Source organism: Thalassoglobus neptunius (assembly GCF_007859735.1).
Classification (GTDB): Bacteria; Planctomycetota; Planctomycetia; order Planctomycetales; family Planctomycetaceae; genus Thalassoglobus; species Thalassoglobus neptunius.
On record NZ_SIHI01000059.1, the window covers coordinates 1 to 18,570 of the forward strand.

The 18,570-nt window shown below is 52.6% G+C and carries 11 protein-coding genes; 9 read left to right on the top strand and 2 right to left on the bottom strand.

Annotated features, from left to right (window positions below):
• Window positions 1-375 precede the first annotated feature (375 nt).
• The 3 genes from KOR42_RS23785 to KOR42_RS23795 all read left to right on the top strand — a co-directional run bounded on the left by KOR42_RS23785 (window position 376) and on the right by KOR42_RS23795 (window position 3,414).
• On the top strand, window positions 376-1,887 hold the full coding sequence (locus KOR42_RS23785) for a sulfatase family protein (RefSeq protein ID WP_146512333.1): 1,512 nt from the start codon (window positions 376-378) through the stop codon (window positions 1,885-1,887).
• A gap of 190 nt (window positions 1,888-2,077) precedes the next feature.
• Complete coding sequence (locus KOR42_RS23790; protein WP_146512334.1) at window positions 2,078-2,527, top strand: hypothetical protein; 450 nt, start codon at window positions 2,078-2,080, stop codon at window positions 2,525-2,527.
• Between the two features lie 380 nt (window positions 2,528-2,907).
• Window positions 2,908-3,414, top strand: coding sequence for an acetolactate synthase (locus KOR42_RS23795; protein ID WP_146512335.1), 507 nt, complete (start codon window positions 2,908-2,910; stop codon window positions 3,412-3,414).
• Window positions 3,415-3,465: 51 nt separating this feature from the next.
• On the opposite strand, the gene epmA is transcribed toward KOR42_RS23795, so the two are convergent.
• The gene (epmA, locus tag KOR42_RS23800; protein ID WP_231741100.1) at window positions 3,466-4,476 is read right to left on the bottom strand and encodes an EF-P lysine aminoacylase EpmA; all 1,011 of its coding nucleotides are present in this window, start codon (window positions 4,474-4,476) and stop codon (window positions 3,466-3,468) included.
• Window positions 4,473-5,909 (bottom strand): serine/threonine protein kinase, encoded by a 1,437-nt coding sequence (locus tag KOR42_RS23805; RefSeq protein WP_146512336.1) that lies wholly within the window; start codon window positions 5,907-5,909, stop codon window positions 4,473-4,475. The genes epmA and KOR42_RS23805 overlap by 4 nt, the downstream gene beginning before the upstream one ends.
• A 582-nt stretch (window positions 5,910-6,491) precedes the next feature.
• Between KOR42_RS23805 and KOR42_RS23810 the strand changes: the two genes are divergently transcribed.
• From KOR42_RS23810 to KOR42_RS23835, 6 genes are all read left to right on the top strand, one after another.
• Window positions 6,492-7,529 (top strand): DUF3500 domain-containing protein, encoded by a 1,038-nt coding sequence (locus KOR42_RS23810; RefSeq protein WP_146512337.1) that lies wholly within the window; start codon window positions 6,492-6,494, stop codon window positions 7,527-7,529.
• 122 nt (window positions 7,530-7,651) lie between these two features.
• Window positions 7,652-8,095, top strand: coding sequence for a response regulator (locus KOR42_RS23815; protein ID WP_146512338.1), 444 nt, complete (start codon window positions 7,652-7,654; stop codon window positions 8,093-8,095).
• 143 nt (window positions 8,096-8,238) lie between these two features.
• Window positions 8,239-9,255 (top strand): biotin synthase BioB, encoded by a 1,017-nt coding sequence (bioB, locus tag KOR42_RS23820; protein WP_146512339.1) that lies wholly within the window; start codon window positions 8,239-8,241, stop codon window positions 9,253-9,255.
• A 205-nt stretch (window positions 9,256-9,460) separates the two neighbouring features.
• The gene (locus tag KOR42_RS23825) at window positions 9,461-14,053 is read left to right on the top strand and encodes a DEAD/DEAH box helicase (protein ID WP_146512340.1); all 4,593 of its coding nucleotides are present in this window, start codon (window positions 9,461-9,463) and stop codon (window positions 14,051-14,053) included.
• 116 nt (window positions 14,054-14,169) lie between these two features.
• Window positions 14,170-16,683, top strand: a complete 2,514-nt coding sequence (locus KOR42_RS23830; RefSeq protein ID WP_146512341.1) for a PSD1 and planctomycete cytochrome C domain-containing protein — start codon at window positions 14,170-14,172, stop codon at window positions 16,681-16,683.
• 4 nt (window positions 16,684-16,687) lie between these two features.
• The gene (locus KOR42_RS23835) at window positions 16,688-18,142 is read left to right on the top strand and encodes a DUF1501 domain-containing protein (protein ID WP_146512342.1); all 1,455 of its coding nucleotides are present in this window, start codon (window positions 16,688-16,690) and stop codon (window positions 18,140-18,142) included.
• The last annotated feature ends 428 nt before the right edge of the window (window positions 18,143-18,570 follow it).

Genomic DNA, 18,570 nt, shown 5'->3' on the forward strand with positions numbered 1-18,570 from the left:
CACCAAATCGAGCGAAGCCATGATCTATGTGGCTTCCATTGGTCGCATGCTCCGCCGCTTAGCTCCTTCACCCAACCAAGCTCCGTTCAAATACCGACTTACAGCATGAAGAGGATTCCGGATAGGCTCTAAGAAGTCTTCCAAAGAGTAAGCACTTGTAAATTCCCGTCGACTCGCTGATTCGCCGGGTTCAGAAACTTGTTCGTCACAGTGCTCGCGCGAAGCGGTTAAAAAGAAAATTTTGAGAGAATGCTCGTGCGCGGGCTCTCAATGCGCTAAACTTATTGAGGTGGAGATCTGTTCTGAGTGATCTGTCTCGGATGAAGTGATCAGTGGCAGACATTTGCGCTCCACCTGTTCAGGGCTTCACTCAACATGCTCGCACGCTTAACCGCTTTGATCTTTCGGGGAACTGTCGGCTCGCATTGGTGCTCTTCCATTGCGGTTGCGGTCGGAATTCTGATCTTGAGCTTCGGTGGACAGATCGAAGCGAGCGGTCCCAGAGAGAATCGTCCAAACATCGTCGTTATTCTCTCTGATGACCACGGCTTTGCTGACTTATCGTGTCAGGGAATCGCCTCAGATGTCCGTACGCCGTTCATCGACTCGCTGGCAAAAAACGGGGCACGATTCACGGCAGCTTATGTGACGGCTCCGCAATGCAGCCCGTCGCGGGCAGCGATTCTCACAGGAAGATATCAGCAGCGTTTTGGACTCGATGAGATTTCGAAGTGTCCGCTTCCACTGAACGAAGTTACGTTTGCAGAACGGCTGCAAGAACTCGGTTATCAAACCGGAATGGTTGGAAAGTGGCATCTCTCTCCGAATGCTGTTTCTCTGAATTGGGCCCGGGAGAATCTTCCAGGAATCAAGGTTGGAAGAAATGGGCGAGTTAATATTCCTGTCGAAAGAGCTTTGGAGTTCTATCCGGACAAACAGGGATTCGGGCAATACTTCACCGGAGAAATTCAGCAGTACTTTGTCAATTATGATCTCGACAAACGAGTGCCTTCTGGGGAGGGACGGTGGAAGTATGTGCCCGGACATCGAATCGACATTCAGACGCAGGCGGCAGTTCGGTTCATCGAAAACAACCATCAGGAACCTTTCTTTCTGCTTGTGGGTTATTTCGGTCCCCATGTTCCACTCCAGGCGACTCCGGATCGTTTGGACAGGTTTCCGGACGCGATCAATCAGCGCCGCCGATACGGATTGTCGATGATCGCAGCCATCGACGATGGAGTTGGTCAGATCGTGGAGTCGCTGTCGACTTTCGATGTGCTCGATAATTCGTTGGTCTTCTTCACGAGTGACAACGGTGCTCCTTTGAAGCTGACCAAACCGGATGATCCGATCGGTCAGGGTGGAGCCATCTGGGATGGATCGCTGAACGATCCGTGGCTGGGAGAGAAGGGAATGCTGGCCGAGGGAGGGATTCGAGTTCCGTTCGTCGTTCAGTGGCCAGATCGTATTCCGAAAGAGGCAGTCATCGACCAGCCGGTTTCGACACTCGATATCGCTGCGACCGCTTTGTCTGCCGTCGGTGTCGAGAACGTTCGGGAACTGGATGGGATTGACTTGCTGCCAATTCTCGATGAGTCTGAAGAGTCGCAGTCCGAAAGACCTCTCTTCTGGAGATTCTGGAATCAATCCGCTGTTCGACTTGGGAAGTGGAAGTATCTCAGGCTCGGAGATTCCCGGGAGTTTCTGTTCGATCTGAAATCCGATCCGCAGGAGTCGACAAATCTGATCAGTGAACAGCCCGAGATCGCTCGGGACTTGGAAGAACAATTGGCCGAATGGACGAAAGGGTTGGAACCTGATGGGATGTCAGATGATCGCCCGAACAGTCAGGAAAGAGCGTGGTACGAACACTACTTCGATTAGAGGTCGAATGGCAATTCTTACCCGTGCAGACTGGATTGGAAGTGCGGATTGGCGAGTTTTTGCTTTCCCTGAAATCTTGGCTTCCCGGCGAGAAATTTGTTTTTGACATCGCTGAGGTTTGTTAGTCTCAAGGTTGTCTTCTCTATGCGAGTTGGTCTCGAATTGTTTCTACACAATTTTGGAGTCTGAAATGAAGCACTTTAGTATTGTCATGATCGGGGGCTTCGCGCTCTTGATCGGTACCGTCTTTTTGGAGGCTCAGGAGAAGAAAGAGGTATCGCCTGTCTGCCCGGTTTCCGGGAAGGATATCGACAAAACGCACTCTCTGAAGCATTTGGAGGCGAACGTCTATTTTTGTTGTCCCAATTGCCCGAAAGCGTTTGAAGCAAACACCGAAAAGTTTGCGCCGAAAGCGAATCATCAGGTTGTCGTGACAAAACAGGCAAAGCAAGTGAAGTGTCCGATTTCCGGCCAGCCACTCAATCCTGAAATGGCGACACCTGTTTCTGATGTCAAAGTTGAGTTCTGCTGTGATAAGTGTCTCGCGAAGGTCAAAGCGGCTGAAGGCGAGAAACAGCTGCAACTCGTCTTTTCTGATGCTGCGTTTCAGAAAGGGTTTGAAGTCAAAAAGGCCGAGTAAGAGAGTCTTCGCACTCTTGGGTGATCGAACTGGATCAATCCGTTTCGCGTTCGTCCTGTTGGCATGAGCGAAGTCACGAAGACCATTTCAAGAATCGCTCGAAGAAAATCACAGCACCTGTCGGATTCGTTCGACAGGTGTTTTTTCGTGGTGAATGAGTTCGCCGCTTGCAGGAATTTTCTCTCTCCATTCTTATACGCTCGAACGGTGTCGTTTGACTTGCCTGAACCGGTCACTTTCGAAGGCTGTTGTGTTGGCGGGTGCGAGTCTCTGATGACCCGAATTGAAGATGCTCACGCAACAGCGAATTGACCGATCCTTTCTGATCGCTTAACTTTGCATGAACTTTGCCAATTTAGTGAAGGCGTACGGAGGCATTGATGCCGTCGGATTTTGACAATGATGATCCCGTTTCCCCAATCACAGCACGAGGCCGGGACTGGCCCTGTTTGAGGCAGTTTTGTGTCTTTATGGAGAATCGGGTCGGGAAGCTTCATTCGTTGTTGAAGCAGATTGAGCATCATGATCTCAGGATTCTGGCACTCAGCGTGGTGGATACCGTCGATTTTGCTGTCGCCAGAATTATGGTCGACGAAACCGATCGGGCCCGCGAGATCTTTGAACTCTCCGGACTCAATTTCATCGAGAATGATATTCTTGGTGTTCAGCTTCCCGACGATGACAAGCCCTTTGTCTCGATCTTCCTGGCGCTCGTCGCTGCCGAGATCAACATCAGCTACACCTATCCGCTGCTGTTTCGACGCGGGGGGAAGGGGGCCATCGCGGTTTATGTCGACGATGTCGATCAGGCGGGAAATATTCTCAAAGATCAGGGGCACCATTTGCTCGCAGAGCAAGATCTGATGAGCGACGATGAGTACTTCTAATCCGAGATGGCAACCGCGAGTTCTGTGAGTGGGCGAAGAGATCTCGGCAGGTTAAGCAAACTCGAACGGGAACGAGAGAACTTCGCGGACCGATTTCAGTCCGAGGCACAACATCGCGAGACGATCAAATCCGAGGGCGACACCCGCACATTCCGGAAGACCGCTTTCCATCGCGCTGATGAGGTGGGTCTCCGTCTCGAATTCGCGCAAACCTCTTGCTGCCCGAAGCGCGTTTTGCTGCTTCATTCTTCGGCGTAACTCTTGCGGATCGGTCAGTTCCTGATAGCCGTTGCAAAGCTCGATTCCGTTGACATACAGCTCGAAACGTTCGGAAACGGGAGGTTCATCGTTTCGAACGCGGGCCAGCGCAGATTGATTTGCGGGATAATCGTAAAGGAAAACGGCGCCCAGCTTTTCGAGTTCGGGCTCGACGCGAGTTGCCAGCAAGAAGTTGAGAACATCATCGCGCAACGGGCGAAGTTGACGGATGTCCGTCGATCCCAAATCGTGCGCATGCTGAATTAGATCGTCGTCGGATGCTGTCAGCGCGGAGATGTTGGCATATTGGACGAATGCAGATTCGTAGGAAATTCGGTGAAACTTCTTTGGCAAGGCATTTTGCGGAATCCAAGCGTTCTGGATGGAAAAGTCGAGGGCCGCGCGAAGCAGGTGTTCGACGAAGTCCATCTGAGCATGGTAATCATCGCCGACGCGATACCACTCCAGGAGCGTAAACTCGCAATTGTGATTCTCTCCAGATTCGTGGCCGCGGAAAGCTTTGCAAATCTGATAGATCGCCTCGGCTCCACTGGCGACAAGTCGCTTCATCGCAAATTCGGGAGACGTCTGAAGGTATCGCACCTTGTCGCCGGCGTGAAACTCCATCGGCTCGATCCATTGATCGATGCATGTTTCCTGAGAGAGGAGCGGAGTCTCGACTTCCCAATATCCATGTCGGTCGAATTCTTTCCGAACGTGGTTCAGGAGGGCCGCGCGTTTCCTCAAATTCTTAATAACGTCTGCCGGGCGGAGTGAGCCGTCTTTCACGTTTGACGTGTTCACGTTGTCGACTCGACCGGGTCCTGAATGGCGTTGCGCAGATCCCTGAGACGAATGGGTTGAGTGAGAACTTTGCCTCGGCTGTCGATGTCAGCGAGTCCATTCTGCAGTGACGACTGACTTCCCGACAGAACAAGTACAGCGACGAGATCCTGTCCGGCGGTTGACTTGATGCAATGTTTGAAGTCATCGACCACTCGGTCGCCGACGACATCGCCAAAGAAGATAATTCCCTGCGGCGGGTCTTTCTGCACGCGATTCAATGCGCGGTCGACATCTCCCATGAGTAGCAGTCGAAAGCCGTGTTTTGAAAAGTACTCTCGCAAAACGTCCTGTCTTTTGGGGCGGTTTTCAACGCACAGGATTGTTTTTGTCGACGAGGAGGCTTCCTGAACCGGAGCCTTGGCGGGTTTGGTTGGGGAATGGCCGAGCTGTTCGAGAAGTCGTTCGAGATCTTCGGCGAGTTCCGTTGGCGATTGATAGCGTTGACCGGGGTTGATTTGAATGAGTCGATCAACCACAGAAACGATGTCCCAGTCAAGGGACGGCATCATTCCAACGAGTGGGCGAATATCCCGGTACCGGTTGAACCGGCGGCGTTCTTCAAGATCGCGAGTTCTGGGGTAGGGCGGCTCTCCGGAAAGAAGCTCATAGATAATCGTTCCGAGGAAGAAGAGGTCGCTGCGCGGATCGTTCGCGGGCGCGTTTGTTCCCCGTTCAAGTGTCGAGTACTCGATCGCTTGTGCGAGCTCTGGACTGCCCGGACGATTGAAGAACGAGTCGTCAGCTGCCAATCCGAAGTCGATGAGTTTTGCGACTCCCTGAATGCTCAGCAAGACGTTTGTCGTTTTCATGTCCCGGTGAGTGATTCCCTGAGTCAGGGCGTATTCCAAACCGCGGGCGATATCGAGGGCGTATCGCAAAGCTTCGACGGGTTTGAGCTGTTTCCGGATCTTCATGAAATCGCGAAGGTTGCCGCCTTCGACAAATTCCATGGTGATGAAATGGAATTTTCCTTCACTGCCGACATCGTAGATTGGAACGATGTTGGGATGTTTGAGTCGCTTGCCGACTTGGCCTTCGTGTCGAAAAAGTTGAATGCTCGCGGGATCATTGGCCCATCGGTCACGAAGAACCTTCATTCCGAGCATTTGGCCATCGCTGATGCGGCTGGCACGAAAGACTCTTGCGAAGCTGCCTGATGCGTTTCGATACAGCAATTTGCAGCCACCGAGCACGAGGCCTTCCACTTCTCCTTTGCGAACGCGACCGGACTGATAGGTGGTCAACAGTTGCTTACGTTCCAGCAGTTGGAGGTAGCCATCAACATCGAGTCCACCATGGACTTCCGATCGTATTTGTGAGAGTTCGCTGACTGTGATCAGCCGAAGTTGGATCAGTAAATCCTCAAGTTCTGGGATCGTTCGCGGCACCATGCTCTTGCTTTATTTTATTTGCCTGTCATGTCGAGACAGGCCTGTTCCTTTTCAATGTCAGCGTGCTCGTCGTGATCAGAATCAATGGCCAGAAGGCAACACGATCACGGTGGCAAGCTCATACATGTATCGACTTGGGTGTCTCAATTTTTAGAGATCTTCGAATCCGACCCTCGTGCTGCAAATTCAGTGCCTGCAATGTGCTCGAATTCTGATGTGTCGAGGGGGGCTTCCTTCTCAGATCCTACCATCGTGAACTAACGCGTCAAATCATTCCCATGTGTTGACTTGACCCATTGCCGGAAAGTATCAACATCTGTGCATGACTCACTGATTCGGAGTGTCGAAAAGATCCGGACGAGTCTTTCTCATGCTCTTTCGCCGCGTTTTGCTGATCCGTCCGACGAGTCAGCGTTTGCTGCGTTAAGCTGTTGCTGGTTGATCTTCTGGATGGTTTTTCCTCGCTGTCGTGACATCACCAGCTTGGGGATTTACACTGTTCAGACAAAGTGACACCTCGCGATCAGAATTCGCGACCCACAAATTGACGACCCACCCAATTTCCTCAAAGGCCCGCCAACTATGTCACGACTCTCTGTTTTGACTTTTCTGTTCTTGTCGACAGTTGCTTCCATCGGATTGACCTTCTGGGATGGGAACGATCCTGGAAACGGAATGACAGCTGCCGCAGAAAAGTTGATCAAGCTTCTGGATGCCGATCAGAAGAAGACCGCTGTCCTCGAATACGGAAATCCAGAACGTCTCGGTTGGCACTTCATTCCGAAAGATGAACGGAAAGGGCTGCAAGTCAAACATATGACTCAAGCGCAACAGGAAGCAGCATTTTTGCTTCTGAAGAACGCTCTGAGTGAAATGGGATATCGCAAGACGCGACAAATCATGGAACTCGAAAAAGTGCTGAACGAGTTTGAAGAAGGGAAGGGACGCTGGGCCCGCGACTTCGAGCGGTATTACTTCACAATCTTTGGAAATCCCGGAGAAGATGAGCGTTGGGGACTTTCGGTTGAAGGGCACCATCTGTCGCTGAATTTCGTTGTGGACGATTCTCAGTTGATCGGAACAACTCCGCAGTTCTTTGCTACCAATCCAGCGATTGTCAAGAATGCCAACAGCGTGGGAGTTGAGGTTGGGACTCGAGTTCTTGATGTCGAAGAAACCACTGCTTTTGCGTTGGTGCAGTCACTCACTTCGGAACAAAAAACTCAGGCGATCATTGCTGACAAAGCATTGAGTGAAATCCGGGCTGCGGGAGAACCTCAACCGCCAGTGACAGAGCCTGTCGGAATTCGGTATGAGCAACTCACAAGTGAGCAACGGGCGCTGCTCTTGAAGCTGATTGATGAATACATCAACGCAATGCCTGGGCCAGTGGCGAAACAGCGAAACGATCAACTTCATTTTGACGGTCTCAATCAAATTCACTTTGCATGGGCCGGAGCGACTGAACCCGGAATCGGGCACTACTACCGAGTCCAAACACCATCGTTCTTGATTGAATTCGTGAATACGCAGCCAGATGCTGCGGGGAATCCAGCCAATCATATCCATTGTGTCTGGCGCGATCTTCGAGGGGACTTCGCACTTGCAATCGAGGAGTGAGCCTGCAATTTGCGTTTTGTGAATGCATGGCTGAATCGGTCTTGTGAGTCCCATGTGGGGCGGGTAGAATTTAACTGGACATTTGTGCGGTAGGAGTTCCGCTCCGCCGAGAGGAGTGCTCGATGGCTGGTGAACAGATCGTTCTCATCGAAGATGACCGCGAGATTCAATCAACTTTGAAGTCCGTTTTAGAGGGGATTGGATACCGGGTCTGGACGGCGACGAACGGTGTGGATGGTCAGAAAATCATTCAGGAACAAGAACCTGACGTCGTGATTACTGACATGATGATGCCACGGATGGGGGGATTTCCGGTTCTTGAATACCTCTCGACGCTCGATTCCCCTCCGGCGGTCATTATGATTACCGCCAACGAAGGTGGACGACACAAAGCCTATGCAGAAATGCTGGGGGCGGTCGATTATCTTCGTAAGCCATTCGCCATGGATGTCATGATCGAAGCCGTCCGCAATGCACTCGAAGGACGGAATTCCGGTCAATCCAAGAAGGGGACATCGAGTCCTCTTGGCAATCGGGTTTCGCGAAAGAAGTCAAAAGATGAGTAAATCGAGTATGGTACCCGACTCGGTTTTCTTTGTTTCTATTCCAAAAGATTGTTCTGTCGGTTGAGATGCGAGCGGAGTGAAAACAGACTCAGCAAAACGCTCGCATTTCAAAACGACAGTGACTGATGACAGCAGAAAATTCTATGAGTTCCATCGAAACGACCACTCAACTCCAATGGCATGAAGTTGCACAACAGGTTTTGAGCGGAAATGCACTCACACGCGAGCAGGGGTTGGAACTCCTTCAATCAAGCGATTCCGAACTTCTTGATCTTCTGGCCGCGACCTTTCTCGTCCGTCGAACATACTTCGGACGAACAGTTCAGCTGTACTATCTGAAGAATGCCAAGAGCGGATTGTGCCCCGAAGACTGCGGTTACTGCTCGCAATCGATCGTTTCGGATGCCCCGATCGAGAAATACACCATTGCCAACGAACGGGTGCTGATGGAAGGGGCTGCCAAGGCTGCTTCGAGTCAGGCTCGAACTTACTGCATCGTGGCGAGTGGTCGAGGACCAACTGATCGGGAGGTCGATCACGTTTGTCGCGTCGTCGAGAAAATCAAAGCTGATCACGGATTGCACATTTGTGCTTGTTTGGGATTGCTGAAGCCCGATCAAGCGCAGCGGCTCGCGGACGCAGGCGTTGACCGAATCAATCACAATTTGAATACATCGCGCCGCTACTACGAGGAAATTTGCACAACTCATACGTATCAGGACCGAATTGATACCCTGGAAGTCGCACAGAAGGCCGGAATGGAGTTGTGTAGCGGTTTGATTGTCGGGATGGGGGAAACTCATGACGACATCCTCGATACCGTCTTCGAACTGCACGCACTCAACGTGAAATCAATCCCGGTGAATTTCCTTCATTCCATTGACGGGACTCCTCTGGAGAAACGTGAAGATCTTGACCCCCGGCAGTGCCTCCGTATTCTTTGCTTGTTGAGACTTGTCCATCCAGCGACTGAAATTCGCATCGCTGGGGGACGTGAAGTGAATTTGCGATCGATGCAAGCCATGGGGCTTTATGCTGCCAATTCGATTTTCGTGAGTGATTATCTCACCACGAAAGGACAGTCAGCTGAAGACGACTTTTCGATGATCGAAGACCTCGGCTTTGAAGTCATCATCGGTGGACATGAAATGGCGTCTTGAGATTCTGAGCGCCGGATTCTCGTCAAGCACGAAGACTTCGAACACGAAGACATCGAAAATCGATCAGTGATGCACTCTCGAACGAGGGAAGTCTCGCGTTAGGTGCGTGCAGCGGGAATGCGGAGACATCGTGATTCGAAAGAATCCGTTTCCGGTGCTGCATCGTTCCGCGATATGATCCGGGTTCGATTTCAGGGAGTCACCGATGCAGCAGCAAAGACTTTGGGAGGAGGACACACTCTCTCAATTTCATCCGGTGATTCAGGATTGGTTCCGTTCTCGCTTCGCAGGACCGACTGACCCACAACGATCCGGCTGGCCGCATATTGCCAAAGGCGATCACACGTTGATCGCCGCACCCACGGGAAGCGGAAAAACTCTGACTGCTTTTCTGGCGATCATTGATCGTCTCTTTCGCATGTCGCTGTCGGGGGAAATGGAACCCGAGTTGCATGTGATCTATCTCTCTCCGCTTCGAGCTCTTTCGAATGACATGGAGAAAAATCTCACCGCGCCGTTGGAAGAGATTTACGAACTTGCTCGTCGTCAAGGGCTGGATGTCTCGCCGATTTCTGTCAGACTCCGAACTGGAGATACGCCTTCCCATCGTCGGGCAGCGATGACCAAAAAGCCGCCGCATATTCTCGTCACGACACCGGAATCGCTCTTTTTGCTGCTGACTGCAGAACGAAGCCGTGAAATACTTCGCTCTGTGCGAACGGTGATTATCGATGAGATTCACGCGCTCGTGCGTGACAAACGAGGATCACATCTTGCGTTGTCATTGGAACGACTGGAAGCCCTCGCGACGTTTCCGCTTCAACGGATCGGCCTCTCTGCCACACAAAAGCCGATTTCCAGAATGGCGGAATTCCTGATCGGGCAGCGAGCTTCCAATTTCGAGGAAGAGTCATCAGGTGAGCCTGAACTGAAGGACCTCAATTGTCAGATTGTGGACGTTGGCCATCAGCGCGATCTCGATCTCGGGATTGAAACTCCGCCGAGTGAGTTGTCAGCGGTTTGTTCGCACGAGCAGTGGGCAGAGGTCAATTCCCGGCTTGTTGAATTGATTCAAAATCACCGCAGCACTTTGATCTTCGTCAATACTCGACGCCTTGCTGAACGAGTCACGCATCAGCTGACAGAACTCCTCGGAGAAGACGCTGTTGCGAGTCATCACGGCTCCCTCTCCAAAGAGATTCGTCACAGCACAGAGCAGCGTCTCAAGTCCGGAGAGCTGAAGGCCGTTGTGGCGACGGCGTCTCTTGAACTGGGAATTGACGTCGGGTTTATCGATCTCGTGATTCAACTCGGTTCTCCGAGATCAATTGCTGCGTTTCTGCAGAGAATTGGTCGTTCCGGTCACGCTTTGGGGCTTGTCCCGAAGGGGCGATTGTTCGCTCTGACACGTGATGAACTTGTTGAGTGCATGGCATTGTTTCGAGCAATCCGTGCGGGGCGGCTCGATGTGACACCGATTCCGGAAGCTCCGCTGGACATTCTCGCTCAACAGATCGTTGGTGAAGTTGCCAACCAGGAATGGGACATCGATGACCTGTTCAATTGCTTCCGGCGAGCTTGGCCGTACCAAAAGCTGACGCGAGAGAAGTATCAGGAAGTCTTGCAGATTCTCAGCACGGGAGTCACAGATCAGTCCGGGCGAGGGCGGGCACTGATTCACTTCGACCATGTCAATCGTCGGATTAAAGGGCGAAAGGCAGCCCGGTTGATTGCGATGAACAACTCCGGGGCGATCGGCGAAACGGATTTGCTCCGTGTGGTTCTCGAAGACGAAAACACTGTCGTTGGGACGGTCGATGAGGAATTCGGAATCGAAAGCTCAGCGGGGGACATCTTTCTGCTTGGCAACTCCTCGTGGCGGATTCAGCGATTACGCGGAAACGATTTGATTGTCAGCGATGCACATGGGGCTCCGCCTACGATTCCGTTCTGGAGAGGGGAAGCACCGGGACGGACGATTGAGCTCTCGGAGGAAATTTCCAATCTCCGCGAAGAACTTGAAGAGAAGCTGATCGCTGTTGACCGGTCGGCGACAGATGTCGTTTCGAAATCAAGCGATCAAGATCGACCGGACAGATATCAACCGATTGTCGACTGGCTCGTCAGTGAGACTCATTGCGACGAATCAGCGGCGTGGCAAACGGTGATGTATATTGCGGCGCAGCGTGCAGCTGTGGGCGTGATTCCAACGACACGAAAGGTCGTCTTCGAAAGGTTCTTCGACGAGTCAGGAGGCATGCAGCTTGTGGTTCATGCCCCGTTCGGGGGGCGAATCAATCGGGCTTGGGGGCTTTCGTTTCGAAAGCGGTTCTGTCGGTCGTTTGATTTCGAGCTTCAAGCTTCGGCGGACGATGATGGCTTTATCCTCTCGCTCGGGCCTCAGCACAGCTTCCCGATCGAATCACTGTTCCCGATGATGCGTCCCGACAATGCTCAAAATCTGCTTGAGCAGGCGTTGCTGGTCGATCCGACTTTTCACCTCCGCTGGCGATGGAATGTGACCCGCTCTCTGTTCGTTGATCGAATGCGGAACGGAAAGAAAGTTCCCCCGGCCTTGCAGAGATTTCGAAGTGAAGATCTGCTGACCGCTGTCTTTCCGAAACTGACGGGATGTCAGGAGAATATCACGGGAGATCATGAAATCCCGAGTCATCCATTGGTGCAACAGACGATGGAAGACTGTCTGCGAGAAGCGCTCGATATCGAAGGACTTGTGGATGTTCTCGAACGTGTTGATCGAGATGAAATCACATACGTCGGCCGAGACACGCGGGAACCGTCTCCGTTTGCTTATGAGTTGTTGAATGCCAATCCTTACGCTTTTCTCGATGGAGGAGAAGTTCAGGAACGACGGGCTCGTGCGGTGGCCACACGACGATCGCTTAGCATCGATAGTGTTCGCGACCTCGGGAAGCTGGATCCTGAGGCAATCCGAGCCGTGGTCGCGGAGGTCCAGCCACTGATTCGCAACGAGGATGAACTCCACGATGCTCTCGTCACACGCTTTCTGGTTCCGGTCGATGATCGCAATGAACGTTGGGTTCGACAGTTTTGTTTTCGGACGGACGAGCATCAGGAATTGATCGAAGATCTCGCGGATCAATCACGGATCGTCAAGATTGAATCGGAAGAGGGACTTCGTGCGTGGGTTCCTGTCGAGTGCTGGCCTGCGGTTCAGCTACTCTGGCCGAACTTTCAAACCGAAAACTCGGTCGCTGTCCCGTCGACAGTTCGTCAGCAGTGGAACGAGAGTGAAGCACTCGTTGCTGTCCTGCGGGGATTTGTTGAAACGAGTGGGCCTGTCACAGCGGTTGAGATTGCCGACGTTCTTCATCTTCCGGTTTCGCGGGTGATGGGAGGATTGATTGCGTTGGAAGGCGAAGGGATTGTCCTGCGAGGGCGTTTCCTCAATTACGACCCGGACCTCGACAGCGATTCGGTCGAAATTGAATGGTGTCATCGGCGGCTGCTGGCGAGAATTCATCGGCGCACGATTTCCGGGTTGAGGAAAGAGATCGAAGCTGTCTCTCCGGCGGTTTATCAGAAGTTTCTCGAAAGACATCACGGTGCGACGAAGGGGCATCAGCGAACCGGCACTGATGGCGTCTTCGAGGCGATTGCGCAATTGCAGGGGATTGATCTTCCCGCCGCTTCCTGGGAGGAATCGGTGTTGCCTCAACGGATCGCGGAATACCAACCCGCCTGGCTTGATGAACTTTGCCTGTCGGGAGAAATCGGATGGGGACGTTTGGGCGCGGCCGCCAAAAAGAAAACGGCTGGTCGACCGATGGCCTCGGTGACGAAAGCTGTTCCGGTCTCAATCTTTCTCCGTGAAGATGTTGATTGGCTGAGCGATAGCAAAGCGGAACGCGATCTCGAAACTCTTTCAGATTCGGCGAAAGAGATTGTCGGCCTGTTGCAAACTCGCGGGGCGCTGTTTGCTCGGGATCTGCTGGAATTGACCAATCACCTTCCGACTCAACTCGATGACTATCTCGGGGAACTGGTCTCGCACGGATGGATCACCGCCGACGGATTTTCCGGGCTTCGCAAATTGACGCAAACTCGTGCAGAAGTGAAGACGTCGCGTCGCAGACCGTCGCGGCAGAGGCAACGGCAGGCAACGACACAAGTGGGGCGATGGACTCTTTGCGAGACAGCTGATCCTCAGGAGACAGATGGAAAGAGTGATGACACCGCAATTTCCCGAGACGAACTTGTCGAGCAGTGGGCCTGGCAGTTGATTCGACGATGGGGAGTCGTGTTTCGTGAACTCGTTCTTCGAGAGAGCCTCGCGCCTCAGTGGTGGGAGCTTCTGCGGGTCTTTCGTCGACTCGAAGCTCGTGGAGAGATTCGGGGAGGGAGGTTTGTCTCTGGCGTGGGAGGCGAGCAATTCGCTCTGGGAGAAGCGATTCGTGAACTCCGGACGCTTCGAAGCGATGAAAGCGAACCGCAACTGACCGTGTTTTCCGCCGCCGATCCTCTGAATTTGACGGGAGTGATCGGCCCGGGAAAAAGGATTCCCGCTCTCGCTGGGAATCGGATTGCGACTCTCAACGGATCGATTGTCGCCACAAAGAAAAGCGACGAAGTCTGGATGGCAGAGACGTTATCCGAATCGGACCGGCAGCAAATTGCGATGGAATTCGGACTGATCAGAAAGTCGAACTCCACCGATCGCCAGCGAATGACTGATCGACAAGAAGGAGCCAGAAAACGGTCAACCCGGAAGCGGAAGCGACCCGATTCCGGGATTCCCAAACCTTTTCCTTTCTAAGTCACGATGCTTTAGGCTGTCTCTTCGAGGGAATTGATTGACATTGATGTCTTCCTGAATTCTCGTGCGAAGTCGAGATGACAATTTCGTAAAACGTGCTCAAACAAAGTCGGCAGATGACTCAACCGGAAACCTCCTTTGACGAAATGATTCGAAAACGAGGGAATCAGGCAATTGCCGAGATGACCTCGTTTCGGGAAAAACTTGCTTTGATTGCTCTTCGAATGGTGCTGACTGTTTTGACTCTGGCGATCGGGGTGTTCTCGAACTCGCAATTGGGGCAAGCAGATGAGCCGGTGAATTTCGACAGGGATATTCGTCCGATTCTCTCAGAGAATTGTTTTCATTGTCACGGTCCCGATGCTGCTGATCGATCGGCGGAATTGCGACTGGACGAACACGACGAAGCATTGAAGGTGATTTCTCCGGGAAACCACTCGGCCAGCGAGTTGTTCGTTCGAGTCAGTTCCGATGATGAGTTTCTACGAATGCCGCCTGTCGATTCCAATCGATCTCTGACAGAGAAGCAGATTGAATTGCTGGGCCAGTGGATTGACGAAGGAGCGAAATGGAGTCCGCACTGGTCATTGACAGCCATCGAGTTTCCCGCTGTTCCATCGTTGGCCAACTCTTCGGAATTGGAATTCGAGAACCCCATCGATCTGTTCATTCGGAAGCGGCTTGCAGAAGAGGGGCTGTTGCCATCGCCGCCAGCCGACAAGCGGACACTCATTCGTCGCTTGAGTCTTGATCTCACAGGTCTCCCGCCGACTCCGGAGCAGCTTCAAGAGTTTCTCGATGACGATTCCGCGGAAGCTTATGAGCGTCTTGTCGATCGACTTCTCTCCTCGCCACACTATGGAGAACGGATGGCCTGGAACTGGCTCGATGCTGCGCGCTATGCCGACAGCAACGGGTATCAGGGCGATCGAGAACGCACGATGTGGCCGTGGCGCGACTGGGTTGTTCAGGCATTTGATGAGAATCTTCCGTACGATCAGTTTACCGTCTGGCAACTTGCCGGGGATTTGCTTCCGGACCCGACATTCGAGCAGAAACTCGCGACCGGGTTTTGTCGAAACCACATGATCAACGGCGAAGGGGGGCGAATTGCTGAAGAGAATCGAGTTGACTATGTCATGGATATGACGGAAACGACCGGAACGCTGTGGTTGGGCCTCACCCTGAATTGCTGCCGGTGCCACGATCACAAATTTGATCCGCTTCGCCAGAAGGACTATTACAGCCTCTTTTCGTTCTTCAATCAGACACCTGTCACCGGGCGAGGAGGTGATCCGCAGACAGCGCCGGTGCTTGCGGTTCCGTCACCCGAACAAAGCCAGGAGCTGGCTCAACTTCAAAGCGAACTCAAAGCCGCTCGTGAACAGCTTGAACAGGAAACAGAGGAACTCAATGAGAGTGATTCTGAAGAAGATTCATCTGAGGTTGAAGACTCAAACGACGAGGCTTCCAAGTTGGTGAAGTCGCTGGAAGAAAGAATTGAGGCGGTCGAAAAACGAATTCCGAAAGTGATGGTCATGGAGGATCAGTCCGAGCACCGGAAGACATTTCTTCTCGAACGCGGACTGTATACCGCACTCAGAGAAGAAGTTTCGGCAGACGTTCCGGAGAGCTTGCCTCCGATCACTGAGGAGATGTTGTCCGTCAACGGAAACGCCGAGACGCGGAAGGCTGATCGACTGACGCTGGCGCGATGGCTTGTTTCGGATCGCAATCCGCTCATGGCTCGGGTTGTTGTCAATCGTTTCTGGCAACAGGTCTTTGGAATCGGGCTGGTGAAAACGCCTGAAGATTTCGGAGTGCAGGGGGAGCGTCCCAGTCATCCCGAATTGCTCGACTGGCTTGCTGCCGATTTCCGTGATTCTGGATGGGATGTGAAGCGACTCATGAAGCGAATGGTCATGAGCGCAACCTATCGTCAGTCGTCGCGCACAACTCCTGAAATGATTGAAGTTGATCCGCAGAATCGGCTTCTCGCACGCGGTCCTCGGTATCGACTTCCATTCTGGATGATTCGCGATCAAGTATTGGCTGCAAGTGGATTACTGGTCCGGAAGCAGGGAGGGCCTCCGGTGAATGTTTACCAACCGGAAGGAGTCTGGGAGGAAGCGACATTCGGAAACAAGAAGTATAAACAGGACCACGGAGAGGACTTGTATCGTAGAAGTCTGTACGTTTTCTGGCGCAGAATTGTCGGGCCGACATTCTTCTTCGACAATGCGTCACGACAAACATGCACAGTGAAAGCCATTCGAACGAATACACCTCTCCAAACCTTATTAACTCTTAATGATGTGACTTATGTTGAAGCAGCTCGGGTTCTGGCAGAGCAGATTCTTACAACGAAGACTGAAGGAGATGTTGAGAAGCTTCATCAGATCTATGAGCGCGTTCTCATCCGGCCTCCCAGTGAACTTGAGACGAAAGTTCTCCTGCGCGGTCTGAATCGGTCACGTGAAGAATACGGGGACACGCCGGAACTTGCGGCGTCGCTGGTTTCGATCGGTGAAGCTCCAGTTCATTCCGATCTACCGGTTGTTGAACATGCCAGTTGGACAGCACTTTGCCTTGCGATTTTCAACCTCGACGAAACTCTCTCGAAGGAATAACAGAATGGACCCGCGGTTAGAAAACCGATTGCATACGACGCGAAGAGAGTTCTTCGGCCGATCCGCAACCGGTCTGGGAACGGCCGCGTTGGGGGCATTATTGAGTCAGGAATGTTTCGGTTCTGCGGAATCACTCGGTGGGTTACCGACCCTGCCGCACTTCGCTTCAAAAGCCAAACGCGTCATTTATTTATTTCAAAATGGGGCTCCGACGCACGTTGATCTGTTCGACTATAAACCTCTCTTAGGCAAGCTTCATGGAGATCCAATTCCGGCCGGTTATGTCGACGGGAAACGCTTTAGCACCATGACTGGAGATGCCTCCGGGAAACTGATGTTGGCACCGGTTGAACCGTTTCGACAGTATGGGGAGTCCGGAGCCTGGGTCAGCGACTTAATGCCCCACACTGCTCAGATCTCGGATAAGCTTTGCTTCATTAAGAGTATGCACACTGAAGCTGTGAATCATGCGCCAGCCATTCAATTCTTGCTGAGCGGAGGAGAGATTCCCGGGCGGCCAACTCTTGGAGCATGGCTCACGTATGGTCTGGGATCAGAGTCGGCGAACTTGCCCGCTTTTGTGGTGATGACGTCGATCACGAAGAACACGACCTGTGGGCAGATCTTCTACGATTTTTACTGGGGCAGTGGGTTTCTGCCCTCAAAGTATCAGGGAGTCAAGTTTCGAGGCAGTGGCGAACCTGTTCTTTACCTCTCCAATCCGAAAGGGATTTCGCGAGAGATGCGTCGCGGATGGCTGGACGACATCGCGGAAATTAATCATCAGAAGTTGAGGGACTTTGGCGATCCGGAAATCGCAACACGAATCTCGCAGTATGAAATGGCTTTCAAGATGCAGGCCAGCGTTCCAGAGTTGGCGGATCTTTCCGGAGAAACGAAAGAGACTCTTGAGATGTATGGACCGGGGGTTGAAGAACCGGGAACATTCGCCCACAACTGCCTGCTGGCTCGGAAACTGATCGAGCGTGGAACACGATTCGTGCAACTCATGCATGCTGGATGGGATCAGCATAACTCGTTGACGACTGAACTCTACAATCAATGTCGCGACACCGATCAGGCAAGTGCCGCGCTTGTTCAGGATCTCGATCGTCGGGGGCTGCTGGACGAAACTCTTGTCATTTGGGGAGGCGAGTTCGGGAGAACGCCATTCCTGCAGGGAGATTTTAACAACCGTGTCCGATGGGGAAGAGACCACCATCCGTATGCGTTCACAGTCTGGATGGCGGGCGGGGGAGTTCAACCGGGGATTTCCTACGGATCGTCAGATGATCTGGGCGTGAACGTCGCGACCAATCCCGTTCACGTCCATGATCTTCAGGCCACGATTCTGCACTTGCTGGGCATTGACCATGAGAAGCTGACGTATCGATTTCAGGGACGCCAGTTTCGATTGACAGACGTTCACGGCCATGTCGTCAGCGATATTCTGGCGTAGCCTTCTCTCGGGCGAAGCCTTCTCAATTCCGCTTGAGACTTAACGCGGTCTTTGATTTCCGCCTGAATAATCTTCTCAATCTGATCGAGCCGCTGAAAATGATGAGTTCTGGAGACTCGATCACGGCACGGGATTCTTTGTGAGCTAGAGTTTTTCGACTGTTTTCCTGCAGGTTGAAGCGTGGAGCGGCGCGGGTCGTTTCAGGGACAGTCAGAAAATACTTCGCACACCGGGATTTCCAATGGACCTGGCGTGCTCCCCATTTTCTGATCCAGATGTTATGAGAGTCAACCGACCGATTTTGGTTCGAGGAGACTTTGATGACGAAGCGACGACGACGTAAGCCTGAGCAGATTGTGAAGCTGTTGCAGGAGGGGCAAGCGATGTTGGCGGCAGGAAAGTCGCTGGCTGAGGTGTTGCAGAAGCTG